This window comes from Pseudomonas sp. YeP6b, from assembly GCF_025642995.1.
GTDB lineage: Bacteria > Pseudomonadota > Gammaproteobacteria > Pseudomonadales > Pseudomonadaceae > Aquipseudomonas.
Map to the genome: position 1 here is coordinate 1,279,158 of NZ_CP080090.1, position 15,121 is coordinate 1,294,278.

The following is a 15,121-nucleotide window of genomic DNA, read 5'->3' on the forward strand; positions in this document are numbered from 1 at the left end:
TCCTCGTCCTGTCTAGCTGTAGGAATTGGAGGTCTTGCAGGCAGGTATTGCTTAAGGCCTTGGTTAAGGCTGCATGGGGTTTTCAGTTCGACCCTGCACCATTGCGGAATGGCAGGGTCGTTTGCATCGTCAGGGGCTGTATCTACGCGGCTTGCTGAAATTGCTGCCGGTACTGGTTTGGCGACAACTCCGTGTGCTGGCGGAACAACCGCGCAAAGAAGCTCGCATCGTCGTAACCCACCTCATAACTGATGGTCTTGATGCTCTTGCGGCTGCCCGAAAGCAAGCCCTTGGCGGTCTCGATGCGCAGGCGTTGCAGGTAATGCAGCGGCTTATCACCCGTCGCTGTCTGGAAGCGGCGCATAAAGTTGCGAATGCTCATACCGTGTTCCCGGGCGACGTCTTCGAAGCGGAACTTGTCGGCAAAATGCTCTTCGAGCCAGTGCTGGATCTGCAGGATGATCACGTCTTGGTGCAGCTTCTGCCCACCAAACCCGATGCGCCCCGGCGCGTAGCTGCGCTGCACTTCGTAAAGAATATCGCGGGCCACGGCTTGGGCGATGTTGGCGCCGCAGAAACGTTCGATCAAGTAGATGTAGAGGTCGCACGCCGAGGTGGTGCCACCGGCGCAATACAGGTTGTCGGCGTCGGTCAGGTGCTTGTCCTGGTTGAGCTGCACCTTGGGGAAGCGTTCGCTGAAGGCATTGAAGAAGCGCCAGTAAGTGGTCGCCTCCTTGCCATCCAACAGCCCGGCTTCAGCGAGCCAGAACACCCCGGTGGCTTCGCCGCAGAGCACGGCGCCACGGGCGTGTTGCTGGCGCAGCCAAGGCATCACTTGCGGGTAGCGCGTGCACAGCGCGTCGAAGTCATCCCAGAAGGCCGGTAAGACGATGATGTCGGCGTCTTCCAGGCCGCCGTCCACCGGCATGATCACATCACTGAAGCTGCGCACCGATTGCCCGTCGGGGCTGACCAGGCGCGTTTCAAACGCTGGGGTCAGGCCCAGGCCTTGTTGCTTGCCATATCGCAGGCTGGCGAGATGGAAGAAATCCTTGGCTTGCATGAGGGTTGAAGCGAATACCCGATCAATGGCCAAAATGCTGACGCGCCGCAGGGGCGTGGAGATTTGGTTAGACATAATTTCATTTATTCTTATAGGGGAAAGTGGTCACCAGACGGCTGGATCGTCTTATTTTTTGTCGCATGTGTCCAGTGTCCCGTGACGCCTTCGCGGCTTAGTCTCTGTGGTCTGGTCTTTGTCCGACAATCCCCACAGGTGACCCATGATCCCCAGAACCTTGTTCAGCTCGGAGCACGAACTCTTCCGCGAGAGCGTGCGCACCTTCCTCGAAAAACACGCTGCGCCGTTCCATGGGCAATGGGAGAAACAGGGCTACATCGACCGTGATCTGTGGAGCAAGGCAGGGGAGGCGGGCATGCTCTGCTCCCACTTGCCGGAGGAATATGGCGGCCTGGGCGCGGACTTTCTCTACAGCGCGGTAGTGATCGAGGAGATCAGCCGCCTTGGTTTGACCGGCATCGGTTTCTCGCTGCATTCGGACATCGTCGCGCCGTACATCCTGCATTACGGCAGTGAAGCGCTGAAACACAAATACCTGCCCAAATTGATCTCTGGCGAGATGGTCACGGCCATCGCCATGACCGAGCCGGGGGCCGGTTCCGACTTGCAGGGCGTTAAGACCACCGCCGTGTTGGAGGGCGATGAGTACGTGATCAACGGCTCCAAGACCTTTATCACCAACGGCTTTCTCGCCGAGTTGGTGATCGTGGTGGCCAAGACCGATCCCAAGGCCGGTGCGAAGGGCACCAGCCTGTTTCTGGTGGAAGCCGATACGCCGGGCTTCGACAAGGGCAAGCGCCTGGAGAAGGTAGGCATGAAGGCTCAGGACACGTCGGAGTTGTTCTTCCAGGACGTGCGCGTGCCCAAGGAAAATCTGTTGGGTCAGGCGGGCATGGGCTTCGCGTATTTGATGCAGGAGTTGCCCCAGGAGCGTCTGACCGTGGCGATTGGCGCGCTGTCGTCGGCCGAGGCGGCGCTGCAGTGGACCTTGGAACACACCCGCGAGCGCAAGGCGTTCGGCAAGGCGATTGCCGATTTCCAGAACACCCGGTTCAAGCTCGCGGAGATGGCGACTGAGATTCAGATTGGCCGTGTGTTCGTTGACAAGTGCATGGCGTTGCACCTGGAGGGCAAGCTAGACGTGCCTACGGCGGCGATGGCCAAGTATTGGGCCACGGACCTGCAGTGCAAGGTGCTCGATGAGTGCGTGCAGTTGCACGGCGGCTACGGCTACATGTGGGAATACCCGATTGCGCGGGCCTGGGCGGATGCGCGGGTGCAGCGGATTTATGCGGGGACCAATGAGATCATGAAGGAGATTATCGCGCGGGCGCTTTGATGGTTTTGTAGTGCTGCGTAAGGCTCCATCGCAGGCAAGCCAGCGCCCACATTTGACTGTGTTCACAGTTCAAAATGTGGGAGCCGGGCTTGCCCGCGATGGGGTTTAGGGATCAATCAAGGCGCGGGGTTCGGATGATCCTTCTGAATCGCCTCAATCCCTTCGAGCACTTCCTTCGACAGCTTCAGGTCAGCACTGGCAATGTTGCTGTCCAGCTGTTCCAGTGTCGTGGCACCAATAATGTTGCTGGTCACAAATGGCTGTTGCGTCACAAAGGCCAGGGCCATCTGTGCCGGGTCCAGACCCTGTTCCCGCGCCAGCGCCACATAACGGCTGCATGCCGCTTCCGACTGCGGGTTGAAGTAACGGCTGAAGCGGCTGTATTCGGTCAGGCGAGCCTTTGCCGGGCGTGCGCCACCTTCGTACTTACCGCTGAGCATGCCGAACGCCAGCGGCGAGTAGGCCAGTAGGCCGCACTGCTCACGCATGGCGACTTCCGCCAGGCCCACTTCAAAGCTGCGGTTGAGCAGGTTGTAGGGGTTCTGGATCGACACCGCGCGTGTCCAGCCACGGGCTTCGGCCAGGGCCAGGAATTTCATAGTGCCCCACGGGGTTTCGTTGGACAGGCCGATGTGGCGGATCTTGCCGGCCTTGACTTGTTCGTCCAGCGCTTCGAGGGTTTCTTCCAGCGGGGTCAGGTCGTCTTCGTCTTTGTGCTTGTAGCTCAGTTGGCCAAAGAAGTTGGTGCTGCGTTCCGGCCAGTGCAACTGGTAGAGGTCGATCCAGTCGGTTTGCAGGCGTTTGAGGCTGGCATCCAGGGCGTCGACGATGTGTTTGCGGTTGTGGCGCAGGTGGCCGTCGCGGATGTAGTCGATGGTGTTGCCTGGGCCGGCGATTTTACTGGCGAGGATCCAGTCGGCACGGTCGCCGCGGCTTTTGAAGTAATTACCGATGTAGCGCTCGGTGGTGGCATAGGTGTCGGCCTTGGGCGGCACCGGGTACATTTCTGCCGTGTCGAGGAAGTTGATCCCCGCGGCCTTGGCCCGTTCGATCTGCGCGAAGGCCTCTGCCTCGCTGTTCTGCTCGCCCCAGGTCATGGTGCCCAAGGCTATCGCGCTTACGTTCAGATCGGTGCGGCCCAGCTGTCGATAATCCATCCGGTACTCCTTCGGGGAAAACAATCATAAAAGCAGGTTGAATTTTTTTTCGCAATCTGCATAATTGCCCACCTCTTTCTGCAGTGGAAGTGATGCGCCGCCTGCCGAAGAATCTTGCCGTTGAACGGACGCGCCGACCCGAGCCCCCGATAGCGTCTGTATCCGGCTGCCTTTGACTTGTCAAAGTACGCACTATTCAGTAAGATCCGCCGTCTAATTTACAGGGCGGCCCCTGAGGCTATTAAAGAATGACAACTTTTACTGCAAAACCGGAAACAGTTCAGCGCGACTGGTTTGTCGTCGACGCCGCTGGTCAGACCCTGGGTCGTCTGGCCACTGAAGTCGCCAGCCGTCTGCGTGGCAAGCACAAGCCTGAGTACACCCCTCACGTTGACACCGGTGACTACATCGTGATCATCAACGCTGAGCAGGTACGTGTTACCGGCAACAAAGCGCAAGACAAAATGTACTACCGTCACTCCGGTTTCCCAGGCGGTATCAAGTCTTCCAACTTTGAAGGCCTGATTTCCAAGAAGCCTGAAGCCCCGATCGAAATCGCGGTCAAAGGCATGCTGCCGAAGGGCCCACTGGGTCGCGATATGTTTCGCAAGCTGAAAGTCTATGCGGGCGCTGTACACCCTCATGCTGCTCAGCAGCCCCAAGAACTGAAGTTTTAACGGAATAGTTCATTATGTCGGCGACTCAAAATTACGGCACTGGCCGTCGCAAAACCGCAACCGCACGCGTTTTCCTGCGTCCGGGCACTGGTAACATCTCGATCAACAACCGCACTCTGGAAAACTTCTTCGGTCGCGAAACTGCCCGCATGGTAGTTCGTCAGCCGCTGGAATTGACCGAGACAGTTGAAAAGTTCGACATCTACGTCACCGTTATCGGTGGCGGTGTAAGTGGTCAAGCTGGCGCAATCCGCCACGGTATCACTCGCGCTCTGATGCAGTACGACGAAACTCTGCGTGGCGCTCTGCGCAAAGCTGGCTTCGTAACTCGCGATGCTCGTGAAGTTGAACGTAAGAAAGTCGGTCTGCGTAAAGCGCGTAAGCGTCCGCAGTACTCGAAGCGTTAATTCGCTTTACGTTCCACAAAAACGCCCAACTCCTTACGGAGCTGGGCGTTTTTTATTGCCTACGATTTATGCATAAATTTCGCCGTGACAACTTGCCACATCCGTAGACCCCCTATACTACAAGGCCTGGGGAGGGAGCCTTGGGCAATTCCCTTGTCATACGTGGGGCTTTTCATTACCATTCGGCAAAATTTTTATAAGTAAAGATTCAACACTTAGTAGACGCCTGATTTAACAGGCCAAAAAGCTGATGGGAGAGGACTGAATGAGCAATGACGGCGTGAATGCAGGCCGGCGTCGCTTCTTAGTAGCAGCCACATCCGTGGTGGGTGCTGCAGGAGCGGTGGGGGCTGCGGTCCCGTTCGTGGGGTCATGGTTTCCCAGTGCCAAGGCGAAAGCCGCTGGTGCACCGGTGAGGGTGAATGTCAGCAAGATCGACCCAGGCCAGCAGATGATTGCTGAGTGGCGCGGTCAGCCGGTCTTCATCGTTCGTCGTACTGAGGAAATCTTGGGGAATCTGAAGAAAATCGAAGGTCAGCTGTCTGACCCCGACTCGAAGAATTCCGACCAACCCGCCTACGTCGATAAGGAAATTCGTTCGATCAAGCCAGAGATCCTGCTGCTGATCGGTATCTGCACCCACTTGGGTTGCTCGCCTACTTTCCGCCCCGAAGTTGCTCCAGCAGACCTGGGAAAAGACTGGGTTGGGGGCTATTTCTGCCCTTGCCACGGCTCCCACTACGACCTCGCTGGCCGCGTCTACAAGTCACAACCCGCACCACTGAACCTGCCAGTTCCGCCGCATCATTACGAGACTGACAGTGTCATTGTCATTGGCGTCGACGAGGGGGAGAAAGCCTGATGAGCAAGTTCATGGATTGGGTGGATGCGCGCTTCCCCGCTACCAAAATGTGGGAAGACCATCTCAGCAAATATTACGCGCCAAAAAACTTCAACTTCTTCTACTTCTTCGGCTCCCTGGCGCTGTTGGTGTTGGTCAACCAACTCGTCACCGGCGTCTGGCTGACGATGAGCTACACGCCGTCGGCAGAAGAGGCCTTTGCGTCCGTTGAAGGGATCATGCGCGATGTCGAGTACGGCTCGATCTTGCGTCTATTGCACTCCACCGGCGCTTCAGCGTTCTTCATCGTGGTCTACATGCACATGTTCCGTGGCTTGCTCTACGGTTCGTACCAGAAGCCACGCGAGCTGGTGTGGGTGTTTGGCATGCTGATCTACCTGGCACTGATGGCCGAAGCCTTCATGGGCTACCTGCTGCCGTGGGGCCAGATGTCGTACTGGGGCGCCCAGGTGATCATCTCGCTGTTTGGTGCGATCCCGGTCATCGGTAACGACCTGACCCAGTGGATCCGCGGTGACTACCTGATCTCCGGCATCACCCTGAACCGCTTCTTCGCCTTGCACGTGGTGGCCTTGCCAATCGTGATTCTGGGCTTGGTGGTGCTGCACATTCTGGCGCTGCACGAAGTGGGTTCGAACAACCCAGATGGCGTGGATATCAAGAAACACAAAGACGAAAACGGTATCCCGCTGGATGGTATTCCGTTCCATCCGTACTACACCGTGAAAGATATTGTCGGCGTGGTCGTGTTCCTGTTCATCTTCTGCTCGATCGTGTTCTTTTTCCCGGAGATGGGCGGTTACTTCCTCGAAAAGCCTAACTTCGAACAGGCCAACGCCTTCAAGACGCCTGAGCACATCGCCCCGGTTTGGTACTTCACACCGTTCTACGCCATCTTGCGGGCGATTCCAGACAAGCTAATGGGCGTAGTTGCCATGGGGGCTTCGATTGCTCTGTTGTTTGTACTGCCTTGGCTCGACCGTAGCCCGGTCAAGTCCATGCGCTACAAGGGCTGGTTGAGCAAGATCTGGCTGTGGGTGTTCTGCATCTGCTTCGTGCTGCTGGGTTGGACGGGCGTCAAGGCGCCGACGCCGCAATTAACGTTGCTGTCGCAGGTCTGCACCTTCCTGTACTTCGCCTACTTCATTCTGATGCCGTTCTACACCCGGCTCGAGAAGACCAAACCGGTTCCGGAAAGGGTGACTGGCTGATGAAAAAGTTATTTGTTGCTTTGATGCTTGCGGCACTGCCGCTACTGTCCTTCGCGGCCGAGCATGGCCCCGAGCTGGAAAAAGTCGATATCGACGTGTCTGACAAGGCCGCCATGCAGGACGGGCTGCGTACCTTCAGCAACTACTGCATGGGCTGCCACAGCGCCAAGTTTCAGCGCTACGAGCGTGTCGCCGATGACCTGGGCATCCCCCATGACGTGATGCTCAGCCACGCGGTGTTCACCGGCGCGAAGATCGGCGACCACATGAGCATCGGCATGCAACCGGCTGATGCCAAGGCCTGGTTCGGGGCTGCACCGCCCGACCTGACCCTGGTGGCCCGTGTTCGCGGCACCGATTGGCTCTATGGTTACCTGAAATCCTTCTACGAAGACCCGGCGCGCCCTTATGGCGTCAACAACAAAGTCTTCCCGAACGTCGGTATGCCTAACGTTCTGGTCGGCCTGCAGGGTCGCCAAGTGGTAGGATGCAAGCAGGTTCAGGTCGTCGAAGACGGCAAGAAGCAATATGATCCGTTGACCGGTACGCCTTTGACTCATGAAGCGTGCGATCAACTGACCATCGTGCCCAAGACTGGCGCGCTGAACGAAGAGCAGTTTGACGAGAAGGTCAAGAATCTGGTGACCTTCCTGGCCTACTCGGCCAACCCGGTCAAACTGGAACATCAGCGCATCGGTACCTATGTATTGCTGTACCTGGCTTTCTTCTTTGTGTTCGCCTATCTGCTCAAACGCGAATACTGGAAGGATGTGCATTGATCCAACTGTAAGCAATTGCTGTTAATCTTGCGCGCCCAGCGGCATCTCTGAACACGTAGCGCTCTGGTTGAACCAGGCACTGCAGAGATGCTCTCTGGGCGCGCTCGTTTTTGAGCTTTCGATAATTTCAACAAGCGAGGAGGACCGCCATGGGCGTGACCAACCGGTTGGCCTGTTACTCCGACCCCGCCGACCACTATTCCCACCGAGTACGCATCGTGCTCGCAGAGAAGGGTGTCAGCGCCGAGATCATCAGTGTGGAGGTGGGTCGTCATCCGCCGAAACTGATCGAAGTGAACCCTTACGGCAGCTTGCCCACCCTGGTCGATCGTGACCTGGCGTTGTGGGAGTCAACCGTGGTGATGGAATACCTGGATGAGCGTTACCCGCATCCACCTTTGCTGCCGGTCTACCCGGTGGCGCGTGCCAACAGCCGCCTGCTGATCCATCGGATTCAGCGTGACTGGTGCGGGCTGGTGGATTTGATTCTGGATACACGCAGTAAAGAAGCCGCTCGAGTGCAGGCGCGCAAGGAATTGCGTGAGAGCCTGACCGGTGTTTCGCCGCTGTTCGCCGACAAACCTTTTTTCCTCAGCGAGGAACAAAGCTTGGTGGATTGCTGCCTATTACCCATACTCTGGCGCTTGCCGATCCTGGGCATTGAACTGCCACGGCCGGCCAAGCCGTTGCTTGATTACATGGAGCGCCAGTTTGCGCGTGAGGCTTTCCAGGCGAGTCTGTCTGGCGTCGAACGCGATATGCGCTAAGGCTTAAGGAGCCGCTGATGAACTCCAGTCGACCCTACTTGGTCCGCGCGCTCTATGAGTGGATTGTGGACAACGATTGCACCCCGCACATGCTGGTCAACTCTGAATTCCCCAAGGTTGATGTGCCGCAGGGTTTCGCCAGTGATGGGCAGATCGTGCTGAACGTATCACCCAGTGCTGTGCGCCACCTGCATATGGACAATGAAGCTGTCAGCTTCGAAGGGCGTTTCGGCGGTGTGCCGCATACGCTGTTCGTGCCGATTGGTGCCATCCTCGGGATCTATGCTCGGGAAAATGGCCAGGGCATGGTGTTCGATCTGGAGTCGCCTTTCGAGGACGACGAAGCGATCGAAGGCGAAGGCGGTGATGATGTGCCACCACCAGACTCCGAGCCTCCGCGTCCAAGCGGCCGGCCGAGCCTGAAAGTGGTGAAGTAAGCGGCTTTCACCCTAGGGTGAGCCTGAAAAATGCCTCGACTTGTGCCGGGGCTTTTTTTTGCGCAAAGGATGTGGGTGAAAGTCGCGACCGGACGGTGATCGTACAACCGCCATGGGCTATGATGCGGGCTCAAGTTCGCCGAGAAAGATGGATTCATCATGGAAAATGCCAACACCGCCCCTCGTCTTCCCCGCAAGCGCCGCAGCCTTGCCCAGGAATTGGTCACGGTGTTGTCCGAGCAGATTCGCGACGGCCAACTCAAACGCGGCGACAAGTTGCCTACCGAATCCGCAATCATGGAAGCCCATGGGGTCAGCCGCACCGTGGTGCGTGAAGCCATCTCGCGTTTGCAGGCGGCGGGGCAGGTGGAAACCCGCCACGGTATCGGCACTTTTGTATTGGACACGCCAAGCCCCAGCGGCTTCCGGATTGACCCGGCCACGGTGGTGACGCTGCGTGATGTGCTGGCGATTCTGGAGCTGCGTATCAGCCTGGAAGTGGAGTCCGCCGGCCTCGCAGCCTTGCGTCGTAGCGACGAACAGCTGGCCGCCATGCGTGCTGCCCTCGACGCCTTGAATGAAAGCGCCGCCCACGCTGGCGATGCTGTCGCGTCAGACTTCGCGTTCCACCTGGAAATTGCGCTGTCCACTGGCAATCGCTACTTCACCGACATCATGACCCACCTGGGCACCAGCATCATTCCGCGTACCCGCTTGAATTCAGCGCGCCTGGCCCATGATGACCAGCAGCACTACATGGGCCGCCTGAGCCGCGAACACGAAGAGATTTATGAGGCGATTGCTCGCCAGGATTCGGACGCGGCACGCGCGGCCATGCGCCTGCATCTGACTAACAGCCGCGAACGGCTGCGCCATGCCCATGAAGAGGCACAAGCGCAGCGCTGATCTAGTGTGGGAGCTGGCTTGCCTGCGATAGCATCACTTCGGTCTGTCTGACAGGTCGAGTCGCCCGCATCGCAGGCAAGCCAGCTTCCACAGTGATCATTCCCACGCAGAGCGTGGGAATGATCAAACCTACTTAGCTCGCAGGTTGGTTTGGCTTGTAGTCCTTGAGCAGCAGGTACGTACTCCAACCCCACCAATCATTGGTCCAGTGCTTGTCGTTCAGGTCATTCACGTCCTTGCGGCGCAGCACCTTGTTGCCTTCCATCTTGAACAGCGGCGAAAAGTTATTCGCCGGGTTCTGCGCCGCGTTCAAATCCGGCACATACAGCGGCGCCTTGAAGTTGGCCGGGGAGGGCGCGACACCGCTGATAAAGGTCTCGAAGATTTCATCTGCCGACGCCTGCACCGCACGTTTGACCATCGCCCGATTGTCCGCGTCGATGGCATCGAAGTAGCGTTTATCCCCATAGGCATGCCATTGATCACCCTTGGCGTTGCGCACCTTGAGCCCAAACTTGCTGTCTTCATCGTGCATGAAGCGGCTGATCAGCGAGCCCAGTTCCCCTGGCGTCACCACGGCCGCCAATTGTTTACGCGGCACGCGCAGGTGGCCGGCGGAAAACAGGTCGGTCAAAAAATGATCAGCAAAGCTGTTCATGGCATAGGCCAATTCCAGTGCTTGGTCGGTGCCGGTTTGATGCGCCACCACCGCCTGTTGCAGCGCCGCCGTATGGCCGGCCAGATAGGCTGACAGCGCCCACTCGCCAAAGTGGTCGGCGTTGTCTGCCGCCAATTTCAGATAGCGCCCCAGCGGAATCAAGGCCGACACCGCACTGCCACCGCCGGTGATGCGGTTCCATTCCTCGGACAACGTATCACCCAGCGCGTCATACGCTTCATGGGGTTGTTTGCCGTCCTTGATCGCCTGCTTGACCGCGTTGATCTCCTTTTGCATCACCGCGAGGATTTTCCCGGCTTCTGCCCGTGAGGCTGGCAGCACAGCCAACGAATTGAACGCAGCGCTAAAGCGTTGCACACGCTCGGCGGGGGAGGCGCCATCGCTGATGGGCTGGCCGGGAATGCCATAGAAGTCACCGCCCAGGGCGATCACCTGGCCGTAGGTCAGTGCCAGCCCGTTGGGCAAGTGCAGCTCGACTTGGTGCGCTGGAATCGCCGGGGCGTCCTTGACGAAACGCAGCAGGGTTTCATCGCCGATAGCAGTGTGTTCACCGCCTTCGAAGCGCAGGGCCGGTGGGATTTTTTCGGGTGCTGCGAGTTCAAGATCTGACATGTTAGCTCCTTGCTATGTCGTAGGAATCTTCCTTAATAACTGTATGTATATACAGCTGTGTCGAGCATAGAGGAAAAAAGTCCTACGTCAAGAAGTCACGTTTAAACACTTAGCCGCAGATGAGGCCCGATGAATTGCAGTTGACGAATAGTTTTATAGTTGTACGATGACGTACGACATCGCCACAACCAACAACAACCTTTCGACAGAAAGTCTTCGCCCAGGGTGTTCGAATAATGAATCCACAAGAACTGAAGTCCATCCTCTCCCACGGTCTGTTGTCTTTCCCCGTGACCGATTTCAATGCGCAGGGTGACTTCCACCAGGCTGGCTACATCAAGCGTCTGGAATGGCTGGCCCCTTACGGCGCCACCGCCTTGTTCGCCGCCGGCGGCACCGGTGAGTTTTTCTCCCTGGCTGCCAGCGAATATTCTCAAGTGGTGAAGACCGCTGTTGATACCTGCGCCACCAGCGTGCCGATCCTTGCCGGCGTCGGTGGTTCGACCCGCCAAGCCATCGAGTACGCCCAGGAAGCCGAGCGCCTGGGCGCCAAAGGCTTGCTGCTGCTGCCGCATTACCTGACCGAAGCCAGCCAGGACGGGGTTGCCGCTCACGTAGAAGCGGTGTGCAAATCGGTCAAGATCGGCGTGGTGGTCTACAACCGCAACGTCTGCCGCCTGACCGCGCCTTTGTTGGAACGCCTGGCTGAGCGCTGCCCTAACCTGATCGGCTACAAAGACGGCCTGGGTGACATCGAGTTGATGGTGTCGATCCGCCGTCGTCTTGGCGACCGTTTCAGCTACCTCGGCGGCTTGCCGACTGCAGAGGTTTACGCCGCTGCCTACAAGGCCTTGGGCGTGCCGGTGTACTCCTCGGCGGTGTTTAACTTCATCCCGAAAACCGCGATGGACTTCTACCACGCGATTGCCAAAGACGATCACGCCACCGTCGGCAAGATCATCGACAACTTCTTCCTGCCTTACCTCGACATCCGCAACCGTAAAGCCGGGTATGCCGTGAGCATCGTCAAGGCCGGTGCAAAAATCGCCGGCTACGACGCAGGCCCGGTGCGCACGCCGCTGACCGACCTGCTGCCGGAAGAATATGAAGCCCTGGCCGCGCTGATCGACAAGCAAGGTCCGCAGTAACTTATCAACAAGGCCGCTGAGAGATCAGCGGCCTTTTGCGTCAGGAGAAGATGTGTGTCCCAAGCCAAACGTTTTGAAAACTACATCAACGGCGAGTGGGTGGCCGGTGCCGACTACTGCAACAACATCAACCCGTCGGAGTTGTCCGATGTTATTGGCGAATACGCCAAGGCTGACGTAGCCCAAGTCAACGCTGCCATCGACGCCGCCCGTGCCGCTTTCCCGGCTTGGTCGACCTCCGGCATCCAGGCTCGCCACGATGCCCTGGATAAAGTCGGCAGCGAAATCCTTGCCCGCCGTGAAGAACTCGGCACCCTGCTGGCCCGGGAAGAGGGCAAGACCCTGCCCGAAGCCATCGGCGAAGTGACCCGCGCCGGTAACATCTTCAAGTTCTTCGCCGGTGAATGCCTGCGCCTGTCTGGTGACTACGTGCCGTCGGTGCGCCCGGGCGTCAACGTTGAAGTGACCCGCGAAGCCTTGGGTGTGGTCGGCTTGATCACCCCGTGGAACTTCCCGATTGCAATCCCCGCCTGGAAAATCGCTCCGGCCCTGGCCTACGGCAACTGCGTAGTGATCAAGCCGGCCGAATGGGTGCCCGGCTGCGCCTGGGCCCTGGCCGAAATCATCTCCCGCGCCGGCTTCCCCGCCGGTGTGTTCAACCTGGTGATGGGCAGCGGCCGTGTGGTGGGTGACGTGCTGGTCAACAACCCGAAAGTCGACGGCATCAGCTTTACCGGCTCGGTCGGCGTGGGGCGTCAGATCGCCGTCAGTTGCGTATCGCGCCAGGCCAAAGTGCAGTTGGAAATGGGCGGCAAAAACCCACAGGTCATCCTCGATGACGCCGACCTCAAGCAGGCCGTCGAGCTGTCGGTACAGAGCGCGTTCTACTCCACCGGTCAGCGTTGCACCGCCTCAAGCCGTTTGATTGTTACTGCCGGTATTCACGACCAGTTCGTCGTGGCCATGGCCGAGCGCATGAAGTCGATCAAAGTTGGCCACGCGCTGAAAAGCGGCACCGACATCGGCCCGGTGGTTTCCCAGGCCCAGTTGGACCAGGACATGAAGTACATCGACATCGGCCAAAGCGAAGGCGCGCGACTGGTCAGCGGTGGTGGCTTGGTGACCTGCGACACCGAAGGTTACTACTTGGCGCCGACGTTGTTTGCCGACAGCGAAGCCGCCATGCGCATCAGCCGTGAAGAGATCTTCGGCCCAGTGGCCAACGTGGTGCGCGTAGCGGATTACGAGGCGGCGCTGGCCATGGCCAACGACACCGAGTTCGGCCTGTCGGCGGGCATTGCCACCACCTCGCTGAAGTACGCCAACCACTTCAAGCGCCACTCCCAGGCCGGGATGGTGATGGTCAACCTGCCGACCGCCGGGGTGGACTACCACGTGCCGTTCGGTGGCCGTAAGGGCTCGTCTTATGGTTCGCGCGAGCAGGGTCGCTATGCGCAAGAGTTCTACACCGTTGTGAAGACCAGCTACATCGGTTCGTAGGAAACGCCCCGGTAGGCACCGGCTTGTGTGGGCGCTGGCTTGCCTGCGATGCAGTCACCTTGGTGCTTCAATGAGACCGAGGCGATGCTATCGCAGGCAAGCCAGCTCCCACAGAAAGCGGCTCCTGCAGTTAAAACAGAAATGATTACCCGCAAAAAAAATAATTAGTGGGAGTACTTCTTCATGCAAGCGACCAAGCCGACCCACGTCCGCTATTTGATCCTGCTCATGCTGTTTGTGGTGAGCACGATCAACTACGCCGACCGGGCAACTATCGCCATCGCCGGTTCCAGCCTGCAAAAAGACCTCGGCATCGACGCGGTCACCCTCGGTTACATCTTCTCCGCATTCGGTTGGGCCTACGTGGCCGGGCAAATTCCCGGTGGCTGGCTGCTGGACCGGTTCGGCTCGAAAAAAATCTATGCCCTGAGCATCTTCACCTGGTCGCTGTTCACCGTGCTGCAAGGCTATGTGGGTGAATTCGGGGTCTCCACCGCCATCGTCGCGTTGTTCATGCTGCGCTTTTTGGTGGGCCTGGCTGAGGCGCCGTCGTTTCCTGGAAATGCCCGCATTGTTGCGGCGTGGTTTCCTACGGCTGAACGCGGCACGGCCTCGGCAATTTTCAACTCGGCGCAGTACTTCGCTACGGTGCTGTTCGCACCGCTGATGGGCTGGATCGTCTATACCTTCGGCTGGCAGCACGTGTTTATCGTGATGGGCAGCATCGGCATCCTGTTCTCGCTGATCTGGCTGAAACTTATCCACAGCCCGCGCCAGCACCCGATGATCAACGCGGCCGAACTCAAGTACATCGCTGAGAACGGTGCGATGGTCGACATGGATCAAGACAAGGCCAAAGGCCAGAAAATCGACGGCCCGAAGTGGGATTACATCCGCCAGTTGCTGACCAATCGCATGATGCTCGGCGTGTACCTGGGCCAGTACTGCATCAACGGCATCACCTATTTCTTCCTCACCTGGTTCCCGGTGTACCTGGTGCAGGAGCGTGGTATGACGATTCTCAAGGCCGGCTTCATTGCTTCGCTGCCGGCGGTCTGCGGGTTTATCGGCGGGGTATTGGGTGGGTTGATTTCCGATTACCTGCTGCGCAAGGGCCATTCCCTGACGTTCGCGCGCAAGGCGCCGATCATTGGTGGGTTGCTGGTGTCGTCCAGCATCGTGGCGTGCAACTACGTGGATATCGAATGGATGGTGGTGGGCTTCATGGCCTTGGCCTTCTTCGGTAAAGGCGTTGGCGCACTCGGTTGGGCGGTGGTGTCTGACACCTCTCCGAAACAAATAGCCGGGCTCAGTGGCGGCCTGTTCAATATGTTTGGCAACCTGGCGTCGATCAGCACGCCGATCGTGATTGGCTACATCATCGCCACCACCGGCTCGTTCAAGTGGGCCTTGGTGTTCGTCGGCGCTAACGCGCTGCTGGCGGTATTCAGCTACCTGGTGATTGTCGGCCCGATCAAGCGTGTGGTGCTCAAAGAGCCGCCCAGCAAAGGGCCAGAGCTGACCCAACTTACCGAAGCGCATTCCTGAGGGGCGATGTA

The 15,121-nt window shown here is 58.4% G+C and carries 15 protein-coding genes; 12 read left to right on the forward strand and 3 right to left on the reverse strand.

The window, feature by feature from the left end; genetic code table 11:
• Window positions 1–142: 142 nt before the first annotated feature.
• Window positions 143–1,063: a GlxA family transcriptional regulator gene (locus tag KZH41_RS05710; protein ID WP_176462922.1), complete on the reverse strand. Its 921-nt coding sequence runs from the start codon at window positions 1,061–1,063 to the stop codon at window positions 143–145.
• A gap of 220 nt (window positions 1,064–1,283) precedes the next feature.
• Here KZH41_RS05710 and KZH41_RS05715 point away from each other — a divergent pair, with 220 nt between their 5' ends.
• Complete coding sequence (locus KZH41_RS05715; protein ID WP_263274510.1) at window positions 1,284–2,420, forward strand: acyl-CoA dehydrogenase family protein; 1,137 nt, start codon at window positions 1,284–1,286, stop codon at window positions 2,418–2,420.
• A 116-nt stretch (window positions 2,421–2,536) separates the two neighbouring features.
• On the opposite strand, the gene KZH41_RS05720 is transcribed toward KZH41_RS05715, so the two are convergent.
• Complete coding sequence (locus KZH41_RS05720; RefSeq protein ID WP_094950401.1) at window positions 2,537–3,577, reverse strand: NADP(H)-dependent aldo-keto reductase; 1,041 nt, start codon at window positions 3,575–3,577, stop codon at window positions 2,537–2,539.
• A 248-nt stretch (window positions 3,578–3,825) separates the two neighbouring features.
• Here KZH41_RS05720 and rplM point away from each other — a divergent pair, with 248 nt between their 5' ends.
• The 8 genes from rplM (at window position 3,826) to KZH41_RS05760 (ending at window position 9,623) form a co-directional block, all read left to right on the forward strand.
• On the forward strand, window positions 3,826–4,254 hold the full coding sequence (gene rplM / locus KZH41_RS05725) for a 50S ribosomal protein L13 (protein ID WP_003171742.1): 429 nt from the start codon (window positions 3,826–3,828) through the stop codon (window positions 4,252–4,254).
• Window positions 4,255–4,268: 14 nt separating this feature from the next.
• Window positions 4,269–4,661, forward strand: coding sequence for a 30S ribosomal protein S9 (gene rpsI, locus KZH41_RS05730; RefSeq protein ID WP_003216038.1), 393 nt, complete (start codon window positions 4,269–4,271; stop codon window positions 4,659–4,661).
• A gap of 265 nt (window positions 4,662–4,926) precedes the next feature.
• Complete coding sequence (gene petA, locus KZH41_RS05735; RefSeq protein WP_094950402.1) at window positions 4,927–5,523, forward strand: ubiquinol-cytochrome c reductase iron-sulfur subunit; 597 nt, start codon at window positions 4,927–4,929, stop codon at window positions 5,521–5,523.
• On the forward strand, window positions 5,523–6,734 hold the full coding sequence (locus KZH41_RS05740) for a cytochrome b (RefSeq protein WP_094950403.1): 1,212 nt from the start codon (window positions 5,523–5,525) through the stop codon (window positions 6,732–6,734). The genes petA and KZH41_RS05740 overlap by 1 nt, the downstream gene beginning before the upstream one ends.
• Complete coding sequence (locus KZH41_RS05745; protein ID WP_094950404.1) at window positions 6,734–7,513, forward strand: cytochrome c1; 780 nt, start codon at window positions 6,734–6,736, stop codon at window positions 7,511–7,513. The genes KZH41_RS05740 and KZH41_RS05745 overlap by 1 nt, the downstream gene beginning before the upstream one ends.
• Window positions 7,514–7,662: 149 nt before the next feature.
• Window positions 7,663–8,280: a glutathione S-transferase N-terminal domain-containing protein gene (locus KZH41_RS05750; RefSeq protein WP_027604841.1), complete on the forward strand. Its 618-nt coding sequence runs from the start codon at window positions 7,663–7,665 to the stop codon at window positions 8,278–8,280.
• 17 nt (window positions 8,281–8,297) lie between these two features.
• Entirely contained in the window at window positions 8,298–8,717 is a 420-nt protein-coding gene (locus KZH41_RS05755; RefSeq protein ID WP_094950405.1) for a ClpXP protease specificity-enhancing factor, read from the forward strand.
• Between the two features lie 159 nt (window positions 8,718–8,876).
• On the forward strand, window positions 8,877–9,623 hold the full coding sequence (locus tag KZH41_RS05760; protein ID WP_083360156.1) for a FadR/GntR family transcriptional regulator: 747 nt from the start codon (window positions 8,877–8,879) through the stop codon (window positions 9,621–9,623).
• Between the two features lie 133 nt (window positions 9,624–9,756).
• On the opposite strand, the gene KZH41_RS05765 is transcribed toward KZH41_RS05760, so the two are convergent.
• Entirely contained in the window at window positions 9,757–10,914 is a 1,158-nt protein-coding gene (locus tag KZH41_RS05765) for a phospholipase (protein WP_094950406.1), read from the reverse strand.
• Window positions 10,915–11,150: 236 nt separating this feature from the next.
• Between KZH41_RS05765 and kdgD the strand changes: the two genes are divergently transcribed.
• The 3 genes from kdgD to KZH41_RS05780 all read left to right on the forward strand — a co-directional run bounded on the left by kdgD (window position 11,151) and on the right by KZH41_RS05780 (window position 15,110).
• Window positions 11,151–12,062, forward strand: coding sequence for a 5-dehydro-4-deoxyglucarate dehydratase (gene kdgD / locus KZH41_RS05770; RefSeq protein WP_064450699.1), 912 nt, complete (start codon window positions 11,151–11,153; stop codon window positions 12,060–12,062).
• Between the two features lie 54 nt (window positions 12,063–12,116).
• Window positions 12,117–13,562, forward strand: coding sequence for an aldehyde dehydrogenase family protein (locus tag KZH41_RS05775; RefSeq protein WP_263274511.1), 1,446 nt, complete (start codon window positions 12,117–12,119; stop codon window positions 13,560–13,562).
• Window positions 13,563–13,745: 183 nt separating this feature from the next.
• Entirely contained in the window at window positions 13,746–15,110 is a 1,365-nt protein-coding gene (locus KZH41_RS05780; protein ID WP_263274512.1) for an MFS transporter, read from the forward strand.
• The last annotated feature ends 11 nt before the right edge of the window (window positions 15,111–15,121 follow it).